Source organism: Woeseia sp. D3-10 (assembly GCF_055809415.1).
Window position 1 is genome coordinate 2,661,700 of sequence record NZ_JBVVTW010000007.1, and the last position, 15,801, is coordinate 2,677,500.

At 56.8% G+C, this 15,801-nt stretch carries 15 protein-coding genes (1 of these 15 only partly in view); 10 read left to right on the top strand and 5 right to left on the bottom strand.

The genetic code is table 11. The features are described from left to right. The first annotated feature begins 73 nt into the window (after positions 1 to 73). The 4 genes from AC0L8N_RS12245 (at position 74) to AC0L8N_RS12260 (ending at position 5,028) form a co-directional block, all read left to right on the top strand. The gene (locus AC0L8N_RS12245; RefSeq protein WP_473667973.1) at positions 74 to 1,168 is read left to right on the top strand and encodes a GGDEF domain-containing protein; all 1,095 of its coding nucleotides are present in this window, start codon (positions 74 to 76) and stop codon (positions 1,166 to 1,168) included. 84 nt (positions 1,169 to 1,252) lie between these two features. Continuing rightward, complete coding sequence (locus AC0L8N_RS12250) at positions 1,253 to 2,308, top strand: extracellular solute-binding protein (RefSeq protein WP_473667974.1); 1,056 nt, start codon at positions 1,253 to 1,255, stop codon at positions 2,306 to 2,308. Between the two features lie 30 nt (positions 2,309 to 2,338). Next, positions 2,339 to 3,991: an ABC transporter permease gene (locus AC0L8N_RS12255; RefSeq protein WP_473667975.1), complete on the top strand. Its 1,653-nt coding sequence runs from the start codon at positions 2,339 to 2,341 to the stop codon at positions 3,989 to 3,991. Beyond that, positions 3,991 to 5,028: an ABC transporter ATP-binding protein gene (locus tag AC0L8N_RS12260; protein ID WP_473667976.1), complete on the top strand. Its 1,038-nt coding sequence runs from the start codon at positions 3,991 to 3,993 to the stop codon at positions 5,026 to 5,028. Before AC0L8N_RS12255 ends, AC0L8N_RS12260 begins: the two co-directional genes overlap by 1 nt. An 11-nt stretch (positions 5,029 to 5,039) precedes the next feature. Here AC0L8N_RS12260 and AC0L8N_RS12265 read toward each other — a convergent pair whose 3' ends face one another. Beyond that, complete coding sequence (locus AC0L8N_RS12265) at positions 5,040 to 6,023, bottom strand: FecCD family ABC transporter permease (RefSeq protein ID WP_473667977.1); 984 nt, start codon at positions 6,021 to 6,023, stop codon at positions 5,040 to 5,042. 159 nt (positions 6,024 to 6,182) lie between these two features. Here AC0L8N_RS12265 and AC0L8N_RS12270 point away from each other — a divergent pair, with 159 nt between their 5' ends. Beyond that, positions 6,183 to 6,761: an RNA pyrophosphohydrolase gene (locus AC0L8N_RS12270; RefSeq protein ID WP_473667978.1), complete on the top strand. Its 579-nt coding sequence runs from the start codon at positions 6,183 to 6,185 to the stop codon at positions 6,759 to 6,761. On the opposite strand, the gene AC0L8N_RS12275 is transcribed toward AC0L8N_RS12270, so the two are convergent. Next, positions 6,758 to 7,192: a CopD family protein gene (locus AC0L8N_RS12275; RefSeq protein WP_473667979.1), complete on the bottom strand. Its 435-nt coding sequence runs from the start codon at positions 7,190 to 7,192 to the stop codon at positions 6,758 to 6,760. The two genes, AC0L8N_RS12270 and AC0L8N_RS12275, sit on opposite strands and share 4 nt — an antisense overlap. A 154-nt stretch (positions 7,193 to 7,346) precedes the next feature. Here AC0L8N_RS12275 and AC0L8N_RS12280 point away from each other — a divergent pair, with 154 nt between their 5' ends. The 4 genes from AC0L8N_RS12280 (at position 7,347) to AC0L8N_RS12295 (ending at position 10,484) form a co-directional block, all read left to right on the top strand. Continuing rightward, the gene (locus AC0L8N_RS12280; protein ID WP_473667980.1) at positions 7,347 to 8,063 is read left to right on the top strand and encodes a DUF6776 family protein; all 717 of its coding nucleotides are present in this window, start codon (positions 7,347 to 7,349) and stop codon (positions 8,061 to 8,063) included. A gap of 9 nt (positions 8,064 to 8,072) precedes the next feature. Beyond that, positions 8,073 to 8,495, top strand: coding sequence for a bactofilin family protein (locus AC0L8N_RS12285; RefSeq protein ID WP_473667981.1), 423 nt, complete (start codon positions 8,073 to 8,075; stop codon positions 8,493 to 8,495). A gap of 36 nt (positions 8,496 to 8,531) precedes the next feature. Beyond that, a complete protein-coding gene (gene erpA / locus AC0L8N_RS12290; protein WP_473667982.1) occupies positions 8,532 to 8,897 on the top strand; it encodes an iron-sulfur cluster insertion protein ErpA in 366 nt (121 codons plus the stop codon). Between the two features lie 135 nt (positions 8,898 to 9,032). Further along, positions 9,033 to 10,484 carry a Ppx/GppA phosphatase family protein gene (locus tag AC0L8N_RS12295; protein ID WP_473670143.1) on the top strand — a complete coding sequence of 484 codons (1,452 nt, stop codon included), beginning with the start codon at positions 9,033 to 9,035 and terminating at the stop codon, positions 10,482 to 10,484. A gap of 1 nt (position 10,485) precedes the next feature. Here the strand turns inward: AC0L8N_RS12295 and ppk1 are convergent, their stop codons facing one another. From ppk1 to AC0L8N_RS12310, 3 genes are read right to left on the bottom strand one after another with little or no spacing between them, the layout of a single operon-like run. Then, positions 10,486 to 12,567, bottom strand: a complete 2,082-nt coding sequence (gene ppk1 / locus AC0L8N_RS12300) for a polyphosphate kinase 1 (protein ID WP_473667983.1) — start codon at positions 12,565 to 12,567, stop codon at positions 10,486 to 10,488. A 60-nt stretch (positions 12,568 to 12,627) separates the two neighbouring features. Then, positions 12,628 to 13,758 carry an anhydro-N-acetylmuramic acid kinase gene (locus tag AC0L8N_RS12305; protein WP_473667984.1) on the bottom strand — a complete coding sequence of 377 codons (1,131 nt, stop codon included), beginning with the start codon at positions 13,756 to 13,758 and terminating at the stop codon, positions 12,628 to 12,630. 17 nt (positions 13,759 to 13,775) lie between these two features. Continuing rightward, positions 13,776 to 15,224 (bottom strand): OapA family protein, encoded by a 1,449-nt coding sequence (locus AC0L8N_RS12310; RefSeq protein WP_473667985.1) that lies wholly within the window; start codon positions 15,222 to 15,224, stop codon positions 13,776 to 13,778. Between the two features lie 282 nt (positions 15,225 to 15,506). Between AC0L8N_RS12310 and tyrS the strand changes: the two genes are divergently transcribed. After that, positions 15,507 to 15,801: the beginning of a tyrosine--tRNA ligase gene (tyrS, locus tag AC0L8N_RS12315; protein WP_473667986.1), read on the top strand. 902 nt of this gene lie beyond the right edge of the window; only the first 295 of its 1,197 coding nucleotides appear in the window; it begins with the start codon at positions 15,507 to 15,509; the stop codon falls past the right edge of the window.

Sequence of the window (15,801 nt, forward strand, 5' to 3'; positions counted from 1 at the left end):
GGCACTTCACAGCACCTGCCGGTTTTTTCTGGTAAAAGTTTATACGTCGAATGAGCAGACGGAGTGAGTGGCTATGCGGTCACAGAGGGACCTGGAAAATGAGCTCCGACAGCTTCGCAGCCAGCTCAAACGACTCACGAATGAGGTAGAGCGGAACACCCGCATTCTGCGCGTTTCACAGGAACGTGAGCTTACGCTACTGAATGCGGAAGATATCGCGTCGCTGCTGCGGGTCATACTGGACGGGTTACGCGACAGCTACCGTTTGGACGCAGTCAGTGTCGTGCTTGCAGACCCGGATCACAACACGCGTCACCTGTTGCTTGCCAGTGGTCACGACCCGGTTGAATTTCCCGGCCTGATTTTCGTCGATAGTCTCAGTGGCATGGCACCGCAGTTTATTTCGTTGTCCCGGCCGTGGCTCGGTCGCTTCATGAAGGCTGATCATTCGCTGATACTGCCGGCAGATGCAGGCCTGTCGTCTATCGCGTTGCTGCCGTTAATGCACAAGGGGCGACTGCTTGGCAGCCTGAATTTTGGTAGCAAGGACGACGATCGCTTTACCGCGCTGCACGCAACGGACTTTTTCTCGCACCTCGGTGTCATTGCATCGTTTTCCCTGGAGAATGTTCTCAACCGGGCCCGCTTGCTGCGCAGCGGGCATACGGATTTTCTTACCGGTTGGCACAACCGTCGCTACCTGCAACTGCGCCTCAAAGAGGAGCTCGCGCGTGCCTCCCGCGAAAAATCCACGCTGGTTTGCCTGATGCTTGATATAGACCACTTCAAGCGGATCAATGACAACTATGGGCACGCGGCGGGAGACGAAGTCTTGCGCGAGGTTGCACAGCGAATTGAGTCTCAGGTTCGGGTTAGTGACGTGGCGGCCCGATTCGGTGGCGAGGAGTTTGTCGTTTTGTTGCCGGCCACGGACTTTGCGGCGGCACGGGCGCTCGCGGAGCGTATTCGTACAACGATTTCTGCATCACCGGTATCAGTCACCGCGGAGCAGAGCGAGATCATTACCACTTCCATCGGTATAGCGACCTGTGCCGCGCCGCCGCAGGGGGTTGATCTTAAGTCGCTGGGTGATTCATTGCTGGCGCGCGCCGATGTTGCGCTCTACCGGGCCAAGTCCGAGGGGCGCGACCGGGTGGCTGTCGAATAGCGACCAATTAGCCGTTGGCAAGTACTCCTGCCGTATGTGATAATGAGAAGCATTATCATTAAGTTAGCAGAGTGAATCATTGCCATGCCGAATTTGTTTTCCGCCCGTATTCCAGGAATCACCACCTTAGCGATCGCTTGCTTGCTGGTTGCTTGTGGTGCTGACAACTCTCAGCCTGCCAAGACCGCGGGTGCTGACCAGGCACCGGATCCTGTCGTCGTTTATTCGGCCCGTGCAGAGCAGCTTATTAAACCGATTTTCGACGCGTATACCGCCGAGACTGGCGTTGAGATCCGTTACACGACAGACAGTGAACAACCGCTGATCCAGAAGTTGCTTGCGGAAGGCCAAACTTCACCGGCCGATGTATTGCTGACCGTGGACGCTGGCAACCTGTGGTACGCGGCGGAAAAGGGCGTACTTCGACCGGTGCGTTCCGATGTGCTGGAAGCAGCCATACCCGAACACTTGCAGGATCCGGAAAATCAGTGGTTCGCGATGTCGGTCCGTGCCCGGACCATTGTGTATGACACGCGGAGCGTAGCTCCGGCTGACCTCAAAGGTTATGCAGATCTTGCTGATCCAAAATGGGCCGGCAAGCTGTGCCTGCGAACCTCCGCGAAAGTGTATAACCAGTCACTGGTTGCGATGTTGATTGCGTCATTGGGTGAGCGTCGCACCGAAGAGATAGTCCGCGGCTGGGTAGCCAATCTGGCAACCGATGTGTTCTCCAATGACACCAAATTGATTGAAGCCATACAGGCGGGCCAGTGCCAGGTCGGCATCGTGAATACTTACTACTTCGGGCGTCTGCAGAAAGAGAATCCGGACATTCCGGTTGCGCTCTTCTGGCCGGGAGCAGATACGGGCGGCGTACATGTCAATGTTTCAGGTGCCGGTGTAACTCGCCATGCCAAGAACCCGGACGGTGCTATTGCCTTGCTGGAATGGATGTCGCAACCGACGGCGCAGCAATTGCTTGGTGGCGAAAACATGGAGTATCCGGCCAACCCTATGGTGGCGGCGGACCCAATGGTTGTCGCCTGGGGCGAGTTTTCTCCGAGTCCGATGAACGTTGCAAAGGCTGGTGAATTCCAGGCAGACGCGGTGAAACTCATGGACCGGGCCGGCTATCGCTAGATTCTAATGCGCGTGTAGCGCCTGAAGCCCATGCAAATTACCAAGGCAGTGTCAGCGCAACCCGCTGTTGCCTCTGCACGTGCCGCCCAATCCGGGCGGCACGTCGGCTTTGGGCTGCTGGTGGGGATGATTGCGCTGGTAGCTTCAGCGCCACTGCTGGTGGCGTTGTCATCCTTGTTCGCCGACACAGGTGATATTTGGTCGCATCTGCTGACCTACGTTCTGCCGGAAGCATTCGGCAACACGCTCTTACTTGTCGCCGGTGTCGCCGCTATCACATCGGTCCTCGGTGTATCGCTTGCGTGGTTTGTAGCGACTTGCGAGTTCCCGGGTCGCCGCTTTTTTTCGTGGGCCTTGTTGCTGCCGATGGCGATGCCCGGCTATGTACTGGGCTTTGCGCTTGCTGCGTTGTTCGAATACACGGGGCCGCTGCAGACGGGCTGGCGCGCGACGTTCGGAGCCGATACTGAATTTCCTGGACTCGGGCCTGCCGGCGCATCGATCCTTACGCTGAGTCTCGTACTGTACCCGTACGTATTTCTTATAACCCGACAGGCGTTTGCCAGTCAGGGCGTGCGCGGCATCGAAGTGGCGCAAAGCTGCGGCTTCAGACCCCTGAAAGGTTTTTTCCGTGTTTCATTGCCCCTTGCGCGGCCCTGGATTGTCGCCGGCGTTAGCCTGGCAATCATGGAATGTCTTGCCGATTTTGGTACGGTGCAGTTGTTCAACTTCACCACTTTTACTACGGCAATCTATCGGTCCTGGTACGGCTTGTTCTCGTTGCAATCTGCGCTGCAATTGTCGTTGGTTCTCGTAACACTCGTGCTGGGCGCGTTGTTGCTGGAAAAACGCTTCCGCGGTGCGTCTCGTTACACCAGCACGGCGAGTGCCAGCCAGCACCGATTGCTGCTGAGCAAGGTGCAGCGACTGTCAGTCAGTGCCTACTGTTCCTTCGTTCTGTTCATTGCATTCGCGTTGCCAGCCAGTCTGATACTGATTTGGAGCGTGCGCAGCTTTGGGGTTGAATTCGATTCCCGCTACTGGCAGCTGGCAGCAAACACGCTGATGTTGGCGACTCTGGCAGCAGCATTGATTACGTCTGTTGCCCTGCTTTTGGCTTTTGCCGTGCGTTACGCGCCCGGTCGAATTAATCAAGCACTCGCGCGTCTCGCAACATTGGGTTACGCCATTCCGGGCACTGTGTTGGCCGTTGGGTTTTTCGTGCCGGTGGCGGCGCTGAGCCGCTGGATTAACGGTACACTTCTTGCCGATAGCGGTACGGTCGTCGCGTTGCAAGGCGGGCTCAGCGTTGTACTGCTGGCCTACATGGCGAGGTACCTCGCTGTGGCGCATGGCCCGGTTGAGAGTGCTTTGTTGCGCATCAAGCCGAGTATCGAAGATGCGGCGCGCGGCATGGGTATATCGGGCTTGCGATTGCTGGGGCGAGTGCACGTGCCGATACTCAGGCCCGCGATCGTGACGGCGTTGCTACTGGTTTTCGTTGATGTCATGAAAGAACTTCCTATTACCTTGATGACCCGGCCATTCGGTTGGGACACGCTGGCTGTGCGCGTGTTTCAGCTCACAACGGAAGGCGAGTGGCAGCGCGCAGCCTTGCCGGCACTGGCGATTGTGCTGGCTGGCCTGGTGCCCGTCGTCATTCTTAGCCGGCGTAACGACTGATGCTTGAAATCAGCGAAATCAACCATCGATACACTGATCAGCTGGTACTGGATGCAGTCTCGCTTACCCTGGAAAGCGGGCGCGTCGGGTGCATTCTGGGTCCCAGCGGTTGTGGTAAGACTACGTTGCTGCGTTGCATCGCTGGATTCGAACGTATCGTTGCCGGGGAGATTCGGGCAGGCGCTACGTTGCTGAATTCAAAAGGCAACCATGTGCCGCCGGAAGAGCGCCGCATTGGCATGGTGTTTCAGGACTACGCCCTGTTACCCCATCTGACCGCACAGCAAAACGTAGCGTTCGCTCTGCACCGACACCCTAAACGGGACGCTCGTCTGCTGGCCATGAAGTTCCTGGAACTGGTTGGCTTGTCTGACTTCGCAGCAAGATACCCGCACGAATTGTCTGGCGGGCAACAACAGCGCGTAGCGCTTGCCAGAGCACTGGCACCTGAACCGCGATTGTTGTTGATGGATGAACCGTTTTCCAATCTCGATGCGGGCCTGCGCCAGGATCTGGGGCAGGAGATCAGGCAGTTGCTGAAGAAACTTGGAACAACAGCGCTGGTTGCCATGCACGACCATCACGACGCGTTCTCACTGGCTGATGACGTCGGTGTCTTGCGCAGCGGACGTATGCTGCAGTGGGATAGCGCTTATCGACTCTATCACCGGCCAGCGGATCGCTTCGTTGCCGATTTTGTAGGCAAAGGTGTGTGGCTGGAAGGGCTGGTCCGTGGCGAGAATCTTGTCGAGACCGAGTTGGGGACGATGTCCGGGCGCATGGAGGATTCCTTGGTCGAGGGAACCTCGGTCGATGTATTGCTGCGTCCCGATGACGTGATTCACGACGACGATAGTACAATGAAAGCCGAGGTCATCTCCAAGCAGTTCAAAGGATCCGAGTTTCTGTACGAGCTGAAAACAGTTAGTGGAGCGACGCTCTTGTCATCGGTGCCGAGTCATCACAATCATCCGGTAGGTGAGGCGATCGGTATTCGACTGGAAACTGACCACATCGTGGTTTTCCCTCGCTCATGAACTTTGCGGTGTCAGGATAGCCGGCGACTACGGCTCATCAGGAACAGGAACAGCGGAACGCCAAGCGCAGCGGTTAGCGCACCGACCGGCAGTTGCTGAGGTGCGAGTACGCTGCGGGCAATCGTGTCAGCAACAACGAGCAGACAACCACCGGCAAGTGCAGAGGCGGGGACCAGCAGGCGGTGATCGCTGCCGGCCAGCAATCGAATCGCGTGCGGTACCACGAGGCCAATAAAGCCGATGACGCCGACCGTCGTGACGGAAATGGCGGTAGCCAACGCAGTCACGGCGAAGAGTGCGAGCCGGAATGTTGCAACCGGCAGGCCGAGAACAGAGGCTTCCAGTTCGCCGCGCGACAACACGTTCAGATGCCGCGCAGACAGCGTCGCCGCGACAGTGATCGCAAGTAGCAGCCACAAGGTGCGGCCAGGCGCATGTGCGAAGCTCAGGTCGCCCATGAGCCAGAACAGCATGCCCCGCAGGTTCTGATCAGGGCTGAGGGCTAACAGCAATGTCGTCGCGGCGCTGAAGCCAGCGGCAAGCACGACGCCGGTTAACAACAGGCGCGCCGGCGTCCAGCTGCCGGTCCCCTGTGCAATCGAAAACACCAGCAGATTGGCCATCATGGCGCCGGCGAAGGCAGCACTGTCGAGCATGACCGCATTCCAGCCCAGCAACATGGCGAACAAGGCGGCAACGGCCGCGCCACCGGAGCTGCCGAGGATGTACGGCTCTGCCAGCGGATTGCGCAGCAGGACCTGCATCAATACGCCAGCGACCGCGAGCAAGCCGCCGACGCCGAAGGCGGTCAATGCCCGTGGCAGGCGCAATTCCATGACGACGGTGTGGGTGGCGGCCGGCGCGTTGCCGCTGAATGCATCGAGCACGTCGCTCGCTCCGAGGTTCGCACTGCCATAGAGCAACGCGACGGCGATGCTCGCCACGCCGAGGAGTAGTAGCAGGGAGAAGAGCCGGAAAGCAGGTCTTAGTGGCACGGCCGATCGCTCCAAAGGTGGAATAACATGCTCTACGTCGCGTGCCTCATTCTGATTGCCCGCAAGGCTAATCAATGCAAGGGGGTGGTACAAGTGACATAAATTCGGGCAAGCTAAGCGTCTGTTCCGTCAGTTCCTGCAAATGAAACATTGCCAGCTATGAGTAACGACTGTATCGATTCCAATGGTTACCGCGCTAATGTGGGCATCATTTTGTGCAACACCGAGGGCAAATTGCTGTTGGCCGGTCGCGTCGGCAGCAAGGGTTGGCAGTTCCCGCAAGGTGGCATGCACGAGCACGAGTCGGCGCAGGAGGCGATGTTTCGCGAATTGCGCGAGGAGGTCGGCTTGCGGCCAGGGGATGTTGAGATACTGGGCGAAACGGAGGAATGGTTGCGATACCGCCTGCCCAAAAAATACTTGAGGCACGGCAGCAAGCCGTTGTGCATAGGCCAGAAACAACAATGGTTCCTGCTCAGATTGCGCGGCGGTGAGGACCGGTTGCGATTTGATTGCTGTGATACACCCGAATTTGATCGCTGGCGCTGGGTGGATTTCTGGCGGCCGGTCACTGAAGTAATCTATTTCAAGCGACGAGTGTACGTGCAGGCTTTGAACGCGCTCGGGCCGTCGCTGTTCCCGGACGGTTTGCCCCCGCGTCCCAAGTGGTGGCCGCATCGCTGGAAGGTTGTGTTCGACAAGGATGCGGCTCAACAGCGCAAGTCAGTCGAAAACTAAGCGGGTTTCAGGATTGCCAGGGTAATAATACCCAATAGAAAAATGACCGGAATCTCGTTGAAGAATCGTAACCAGCGGGTGTTTTCCGGGCGCAAGCCGTTCTGCAGGCGACTCATCCAGTGCCGGCAGCGCAGGTGAAAGACAATAAGCCCGGCCAGCAAGAGCAATTTGACGCGAAACCAGAAAATTATCAGCAAGCCCGGGTTAATCCACAACAACAGCAGACCAAGAACGATTGTTACTGTGGCGCCGAGCGTCATCATGGCGTAAAGCCGGCGTTCCATGACCTGAAAGCGTTGCAGGCTGATCGCGTCGTTTGCCTCTGCGTGGTAAATGAACAACCGCGGCAAATAAAACAAACCGGCAAACCAGGTCACCATGAACGCGACATGCAGGGCTTTGACCCACGGGTACCATTGGCTTAGCTGCATAATTGCCACAGAACTTGCCCCGAATTCTGGCGGTGTACCAATAAGTTTCGCGTATTTTTCATATTGTTATTGTGCGATTCCGTGATCTGCTGCACTTCTGTTTGCGCTGGCCTGCGCGTAACATAACGCCTTTAACACGGTTTGGCAGTACATCTTGGGCAGAAAATCTCCGGTACACATCAGCGGCGTGCCTGCCTGGGCCGTACGCGTCGGGCTCGTTGTCGCAGTGTTGCTCGGCGCTTATCTTACCTTTGAGTTCGGTCGAATACAGGCTGGCTACAACGTTGCAGACGCGTTCGCCGATCGACAGGCGTTTACCTTGGAGATTGAGCAGCTTGAGGCGGCAATTGAGGCTCAGAAGGAGCAAATTGCGGTGCTGGAGACGCATCGCGATATAGATCGGGCAGCCTACATGGACGTCGAGGCGAGTCTGGGCGAGTTTCAGCGCAAGATTCAGGAGCAGCGGGACGCCATAGAATTTTACCGCGGCATTATTTCGCCAGAGGATGGCGGTCGCGGTCTGCGCGTCCAGGACGTGAAGCTGGCCAAGGCGAATGACGAGGGCGTGTACAACCTTCGAGTAGTGCTGGTTCAGGTGAAGCAGCACGATCAGACGGTCAAAGGTGAGGTCGACTTTAGTGTGGAAGGCGAGCAGGATGGCACCGCCCGTACCTACACGCTGGACGAGCTGCTGCCGGAGAATGAGGACAGCAGCTGGCCTTTCGCCTTCCGCTATTTTCAGGATTTTGACCGTCAACTGATAATGCCGGCCGGTTTTCAGCCGGAACGCATCAATATTGAAGTGACATCGCGCACCAAATCGGTCGAAAGCGTGAAACAAAGCTACCTCTGGCAGATGAGTCAGAGCTGAGGAGAGGAAATGTTCGGGCGCAAGCACAAGCGACACACTGTTGTTGATACCCTGGTTGGCAGTAACTCCAAGGTTAACGGGGACTTGCACTTCGCCGGAGGCTGCCATGTGGACGGTGTCGTCAAAGGCAGTGTCACGGCTGATCCGGAAAGCAACTCCGCACTGACGGTATCTGAGGACGGTGCTATTGAAGGTGGCGTGACAGTGCCCCATGTCATACTGAACGGCATTGTCCGTGGTGACGTCGTTGCGGGGCATCGGGTGGAACTCGGTCCCACAGCGCGAGTCATTGGCAATGTGTATTACAATCTGATCGAAATGGCGATAGGCGCTGAAATCAACGGCAAGCTGGTGCACCAGCCAGGTGGGCAGGTGCCGTTGCTGTCGAAGGCAGAAGATGCTGAGCCGGCGAAAGCCGTCGGAAATACCTGACAACACCCCGGTGATTGCTCGGGCAGGACAAAAATCATGCAAGTTGAAAACAACAGCAGTAACGCAATGCCGCCACCACCGATCGTCTTTACCGATGCGGCGGCGGACAAAGTTAGTGAGCTCATAAAAGAAGAGGACAACCCGGACCTGAAACTAAGAGTGTTTGTTTCCGGCGGTGGCTGCTCCGGCTTCCAGTACGGCTTTACGTTTGACCAAGCCATGGAAGAGGGTGACAGCAAGGTTGAGAACCGCGGAGTGACACTGCTTGTCGATCCGATGAGCGTTCAGTACCTGATGGGTGCCGAAATTGATTACAAAGAAGATTTGCAGGGCGCGCAGTTCGTCATTCGGAACCCGAATGCATCGACCACCTGCGGTTGCGGTTCTTCTTTTAACGTCTGAAGCTGGCGAGCAGAGCCAGCGCACCAGGGCGGGGCCATTAGCGTCGACTCCGTACAAGCAATAGATCGGTCACCCCGCGGCGCGGATGCGCCTGAAGTTATTGCGGCTGTTGATTTGGGTTCGAACAGCTTCCATATGATCGTGGGTGAGTTGCGCCACGGCCAACTGACTATCATCGATCGTTTGCGGGAGACTGTTCGACTTTCCGAAGGGCTGGAAATCACCGGTGAGCTCAGTGAAGCTGCGAAGCAGCGTGCGCTGGAGTGCCTGTCTCGATTCGGTGAGCGATTGCGGGATATGCATGCCCAGAATGTGCGTGCAGCCGGCACCAGTACCCTGCGTCGAGCAAAAGATGCGCGCCTTTTCGGCACTGCGGCAGAGCACGCTCTTGGCCATCCTATTGAAGTTATCTCGGGCGTAGAAGAAGCACGCCTGATCTATAAAGGGGTACTGCACAGCCTGCCGCCACATGCCGGTCATCGATTGGTGCTCGATATCGGCGGAGGCAGCACCGAACTGATTCTCGGTTGGGGCGATACTACGAAAGCGCTGGAGAGTCTCCATCTCGGTTGTGTTGCCATGACCGAGCGCTTTTTTGGAAATGGTGAGATTAGCCGTGAATCGTTCGAGCGTGCGCGCCTCGCCGCGCGTTTGGAGTTGCGACCAGTCAAAGCATTTTTTCGCGAAGCGCCGGACCTGCAGGCCATCGGTACGTCAGGAACAATACTGGCCACCGAAGTCGTTGCTCGCGAAATCGGCGTTCTCGACGGAGCGGGGCTGACGCTGCCGGTAGTTGAGGCACTCATTGACCGTGTGACCGAACTTGGGACTATTGAGAATCTGAAGCTGCCCGGCTTGTCAGAACGCCGTGCCCAGGTTTGGCCCGGCGGCCTTTCGATCCTGGTTGAGGTGCTGCAGGTATTGCGTATTCCGCGCATGCAAACCTCGGACGGAGCGCTGCGGGAAGGGCTGCTCTATGAAATGCTCGGCCGCTTGCAACACGAGGATGCACGCGAACGTACTGTCAGAGCGATGGCAGCTCGCTATCATGTCGATGAATGGCAGGCCGATCGAGTTGCGGCAACAGCACGCGACTTGCTGCAGCAGTGTGCGGAAGATTGGGACCTGACGTCGGGGCTTGCGCGCAGCATGCTGAGTTGGGCGGCCCGCTTGCACGAGATCGGTTTGGATATTTCTCACGATGGTCATCAGCGTCATGGCGCATACATTGCTGCCAACGCGGATATGCCGGGCTTTCCATGGTCGGAGCAGGCGTTGCTGGCGTTTCTTATTGCCAGCCAGCGTCGACAACTAAGTCGGTCATCGAGCCGCAAGTTGATGGCCGGCTGGCGGAGCAAAGGATTGCGCTTGGGTATTCTGCTGCGGCTTGCGGTGCTGATCAATCGAAGTCGAAGTTCCGAGCTAATGCCAGCAATCAAACTCGAAGTGAGCAAACGCACACTGGTTATTGCCTTCCCCGCCGATTGGCTGGAGGAAAACCCTTTGACGCTGGCGGATTTGCAGCGGGAGCAAGGCTACCTTAAGCAGGTGGGTTTCTCTCTTTCAGTAGAGACGATTGCAAACTAGTTCAGGGTGCGCTGCCACCCAGTTCGTCGAGCAGCGTAAGTTGCGCTGACACGCGTTCTTCATCGTCTCTCGGCTGCAGGCGCACGTAATGACCGTCGCCCTGGAGTGTCCAGGCGCCACAATTGTCGGCAAGAAAGAGTTCGAGATCGCGTTTCAAGCGTTTCTTGAGTGGCCGTTGCCGTATCGGGAAACACACTTCGGTGCGGCGGAAGAAGTTACGGCCCATCCAGTCCGCACTTGAGCACAAAAATTCTTCAGCGCCCCCGTTTTGGAAGTAATAGACACGTGAGTGTTCGAGAAAACGGCCCACGATCGAGCGTACCCGTATGTTGTCAGATAGCCCCGCAACGCCAGGCCGCAGCGAGCACATACCCCGGACGATCAGGTCGATTTGAACTCCCGCGGCCGAAGCGCGGTAAAGCGCGTCGATAATTTGCGGCTCAATCAAAGCGTTTACCTTGGCAATGATGCGAGCGTCTTGGCCCGCTTCTGCTAATTCGATTTCGCGATCGATGCGTCGTATTAATTCATTGAACAGCGAGAATGGCGCAGTGAGCAGGCGATCCAGATTCTTTGCTTCGGTCAGGCTGGTGAGCTGCATGAAAACTTTATGGACATCCTCGCCCAGCTTGTGGCTTGCGCTCAGCAATCCGTAGTCCGTATAGGCACGTGCTGTACCTGGGTGGTAATTGCCGGTACCGAGATGCACGTAACGACGGAGATTGTCCTGTTCCCGACGGACGACCATCGACATTTTGGCATGGGTCTTGAACCCGACCAGGCCGTAAACGACGTGCGCGCCAGCTTCCTGCAAACGATTGGCGAGCGAAATGTTGGCCGCTTCGTCGAAGCGCGCCATTAGCTCAATGATCACGGTAACTTCTTTGCCGGCACGGGCGGCTTCAACCAATCGATCAACAATTGGCGACGCGGCGCCCGTCCTGTACAGGGTTTGCTTGATCGCGAGCACCTTCGGATCAGCTGCAGCAGCCGCGATAAAGTCGACCACCGGCGCGAACGACTGATACGGATGATGCAACAAGATGTTCTGCTTTCGCAGAACAGCGAATACATTTTCTTCGTTGCGCAGCGCATCCGGTATGCCGGGCGTGAATGCCGGGTAGAAAAGTTCAGGGCGGTGAGCCATTTCGCAGACTGCGATCAGTCGATTCAGATTTACCGGACCATCTACGGCAAACATGTCCGTATGATCCAGCGCGAAGTGGTCAAGCAGAAACTCGCACAGGTCGTCCGGGCATTGTTGACTGATTTCCAGTCGTACTGCTTCCCCATAGCGACTGGCCGCCAATTCACCTTCAAGCGCGCGTACCAGATCGTCGACTTCTTCGTCGTCGACGTACAGATTGCTGTTTCGCGTGATCCGAAACTGGTAGCAGCCATCGACGGCCATGCCGGGGAATAACTCACTAACGTGCTCATGAATGATCGATGACAGAAAAACAAAGCACTCTGAGTCGGTATTGCAAAGGTGGTCTGGCAATTGAATGATGCGTGGCAATGACCGCGGCGCTTGCACAATCGCACGGTGCCGGCGTCGACCAAACGCGTCCTGACCATTCAGGCGCACAATGAAGTTGAGGCTCTTGTTCAGTATTCGGGGGAATGGCCGCGACGGGTCGAGTGTTAATGGCGTGAGTACCGGCACGATTTCCGTATGGAAGAACTTTGCCAACCAGGCGCACTGTTCATCGCTCCAGTTTTCGCGACGGGCAAACTCGATTCGGTGTTCGGCGAGTTGCGGCAGCAGTACGTCGTTCAGCAGGTCGTACTGCGCGCGTATCAGTTCAACAGAGCGCCGCCGAATTTCGTCGAGTAGCAGCTGCGGAGTCATGTTATCGGGGCCGGGCGCTGGCGCCCCAATCTCGAGTAGTTGTTTCAGTGATGCTGCTCGAATCTCAAAAAACTCATCGAGGTTGGTGCACGAAATGCACAAGAAGCGCAGCCGTTCCAGCAACGGGATTTCGGGATCATTCGCCTGTTCGAGAACACGGCGATTGAACTCCAGCAGGCTTAGGTCCCGGTTGATGTAGGGGTCGGTGGCAGGTACGGCAGGCGCGTCCAAGGTAATTCTCGGGTTCTTGATTGAATCGCTAAGTGTAGCAAGCGGGATGTTTCGGGAAGGTTAAATACGTCCCGAAAAAATACCGCCGAGTATGGCGGGTACGCGGGCGCCGGTTACCGCTGGAATATTGCCCGGAAGGCCGGCCAGGCGGCGCGCTGCGAGCCAGGCAAAAGCAGCCGCTTCGATCCAGTCCGGTTCCACGCCAGCCGTTGCTGTGCTGGCGACCCGTTGGTTTGGCAGGTTGTCCTGCAATCGCAGCATTAAATGTTGATTGTGCACGCCGCCGCCGCAAACCAGGACGTCGTTGGCGCCTGCCGCGTGGGCATGCACCGCGTCGGCGATAGTGCGCGCTGTCAGTTCACACAGCGTGGCCTGAACGTCGTTCACTCGTCGGTCTGATTCGCCGCTCAAATGTCGTGTCAGCCACGCATGATCGAAGTACTCGAAGCCAGTGCTTTTCGGAGGGGCAAGTGCAAAGTATTTGTCGGTCAGCATTTTGTTAAGCAGGCCGACATCTACAGTACCGCTTGCTGCCCAGTCACCATTCTCATCAAAGGGCTTGCCCGTGTGCAGCAAGCTCCAGGCATCCATGAGTGAGTTACCGGGTCCCGTATCGAAGCCAATGATGTTGCTATTCGCGCCGTTCAAAACCGTGACGTTCGCGAAACCTCCGATATTGAGAATCACCCGCTGTGCAGGACTGCCAAATGCCCAGGCGTGAAAAGCCGGGGCCAGCGGTGCGCCTTCGCCACCTTCCGCGAGATCGCGTCGGCGGAAATCAGCCACGGTCGTGATACCCGTTCCCGCGGCTATGGTGTTCGGGTCACCGAGCTGTACTGTGAATGGACGGCTGGCGCGTGGTTTGTGCCGCAGAGTTTGCCCATGGCTACCAATTGCCGTAATTGCGTCGGCTGCCGCGCCGCCCTGGCGAATCACACTTAGAGCGGCATCTCTGAAAGACTCGGCTATCCATTGATCAAGGCGACCGACTTCGTCGATCGTGCATTCGTTCGGGTTTCGACTCAGGTGGAGCAGCGTGTCGCGTAGTTCTGTCGCGTAAGGAAAGGTTCTTGCTGCGATAATTTTGCAGGTCGCGTCATCGAGCTCGACGAGGGCAGCGTCGATACCGTCCATGCTGGTTCCGGAAATTAGGCCGACGTACAGGCCGCACCATGCCGGCTTACCGGGCAATTAATGAACTCGCGCGCTTAGTCAAAAGATGCTGCGGCAATTTGCGTGCGCTTGTAGTTCTGCAGCTCATTAAGAATGGGCTCGGCCGTCGCCATGAATTCGTTGCGGTACTCTTTTTTTATCGGGTCTGCTTGCGGCAGCTGTACCGTACGTGGGTTTCGATGCACCCCATTGAGCCTGTATTCGTAGTGCAGGTGCGCTGCTGTTGCGAGGCCTGTACTGCCAACGAAGCCGATAGTTTGCCCTTGACGGACTCGTTGACCGGCACGTGCATTCTTCGCGAAGCTCGACATGTGCGCGTAGAGGGTGGTGATGTTGCCACCATGCTGAAGGATAACGGCGTTGCCATAACCGCCCTTACGCCCGCGGAAAATAACCTTGCCATCCCCCGCTGCTTTAATCGGTGTGCCTTTGGGTGCGGCGTAGTCCACTCCCTTGTGCGCACGGATCGTATTGAGCACCGGGTGTTTTCGGTTCGGATTGAAGTTTGAACTGATGCGGGTGAAGTCGACCGGCGCACGAACGAAAGCCTTTCGCACGCTGCGCCCATCCGGCGTGAAATAATCCGAGCGACCTTCCGGGTCAACGTAACGGACCGCCTGAAAAGTTCGGCCATTGGTATTGAACTCGGCCGCTATGATTTCGCCGGTAGTTACGAACTTCCCGTTCTGCCAAATTTCTTCGTAGAGAATGTAGTAATCGTCGTTCGTTCTTATATCAAGTACGAAATCTATGTCCCAGGCGAATATGCCTGCGAGATTCATAATGAGCTTGTCTTGCAGCCCCGCCGACGCGGCGCTTTCAAACAACGACGATTCGATCCGGCCGTAGGCGTTGCGACGAACGGTTTCTATCGGGCGTTCCACCAGCTCGGCAAAAAAGCCTTCGTCGCTGCGGGAAATTTGTAATGACTGTGTGAGGTTTAGTTCTCGATAGAGACTCATCAACTGGCCTGCATCGTGGCCAATCTCGAAAGTGTCGCCAGGGCGCAGCATTTTCAAGTGGCTGGCGGCCTCGGGTAGTTGGACAATTTCCGCCAGGTCGGCAAGGCTGATTTTATTGCGCCTGAAGACCTGCTCAAGAGTGTCGCCCGACTTGATCGTATGGCGGACAACATCGAACACAGGCGCTTCTGGCAGGGCCAGAGGTGGATGAAATGCGCTTCTGGCAACAACTGTTGGGCGGCTGACGAATTGCGGGAACGGTTCTGAGGTCTGAGCAGCGTCGTTGAGCGCAACCTCTACCGCGTCCGTTACTACATCGAATTGTTCGACGGCTTGGCTGGTCAGATTCGCTCCTGCAGCCGGTTCGCTCGTCTGATTCGATCCGGATGCGTTCTTGATCATTATGACGCCGGCGACAACGAGCAGCGGCAAGCCCAAACCCAGTGCGAACCATCGCCAGGCTTTGCCAGGGGCATCAGGTTTGGCGGAATTTTGTTTGTAGTCGTGAAGCAAAAGGCTCACCGGTCTTGGCACGGTGTAAATCTCCGGGGGTGCGGCATTGCCGGTACTTTACAGCCGGCCATAGCTAACGTCAAAGAAAAGACTCTCAAAATCATAGCGTTAAAAAAATAAACTGAGGTGGGTTCTGGGTCGGAAAAATGTTTACCGATGGCAACTGCCAAATGCTTGGAAATTGTCGTCGCCAATGCCTGTTTTTGAGACGTATATCCGCGGCTCGGGCTTCAAAAGCGGCCGTGTAGTGCTAAAGTTCTGCTGCTGAAAATCACGGGTAGTCTCATAACTATGAAAATACAGGAACAACTGGACGAACTGGCGCGCGGCTGTGACGAGATTCTGCCGGAAGGCGGCTTGAAGGAAAAGCTGGAGCTAGGTCGTCCGTTGGTGATCAAGGCCGGTTTCGATCCGACGGCTCCCGATCTTCATGTCGGCCACACAGTGCTGATAAACAAGATGCGCCAGTTCCAGGAGCTGGGTCACGACGTGGTGTTTCTGATTGGTGATTTCACCGGCATGATCGGCGACCCCAGTGGCAAGAACGCCACCCGACCGCCTTTGAGCCCTGAAGACATCGAGGCGA

What these genes read in the sequence shown, in the direction of transcription:
- AC0L8N_RS12245 (WP_473667973.1), top strand. Translation starts at nt 74, where the DNA reads ATGCGGTCACAGAGGGACCTGGAAAATGAGCTCCGACAGCTTCGCAGC.
- AC0L8N_RS12250 (WP_473667974.1), top strand. Translation starts at nt 1,253, where the DNA reads ATGCCGAATTTGTTTTCCGCCCGTATTCCAGGAATCACCACCTTAGCG.
- AC0L8N_RS12255 (WP_473667975.1), top strand. Translation starts at nt 2,339, where the DNA reads ATGCAAATTACCAAGGCAGTGTCAGCGCAACCCGCTGTTGCCTCTGCA.
- AC0L8N_RS12260 (WP_473667976.1), top strand. Translation starts at nt 3,991, where the DNA reads ATGCTTGAAATCAGCGAAATCAACCATCGATACACTGATCAGCTGGTA.
- AC0L8N_RS12270 (WP_473667978.1), top strand. Translation starts at nt 6,183, where the DNA reads ATGAGTAACGACTGTATCGATTCCAATGGTTACCGCGCTAATGTGGGC.
- AC0L8N_RS12275 (WP_473667979.1), bottom strand. Translation starts at nt 7,192, where the DNA reads ATGCAGCTAAGCCAATGGTACCCGTGGGTCAAAGCCCTGCATGTCGCG.
- AC0L8N_RS12285 (WP_473667981.1), top strand. Translation starts at nt 8,073, where the DNA reads ATGTTCGGGCGCAAGCACAAGCGACACACTGTTGTTGATACCCTGGTT.
- erpA (WP_473667982.1), top strand. Translation starts at nt 8,532, where the DNA reads ATGCAAGTTGAAAACAACAGCAGTAACGCAATGCCGCCACCACCGATC.
- AC0L8N_RS12295 (WP_473670143.1), top strand. Translation starts at nt 9,033, where the DNA reads ATGATCGTGGGTGAGTTGCGCCACGGCCAACTGACTATCATCGATCGT.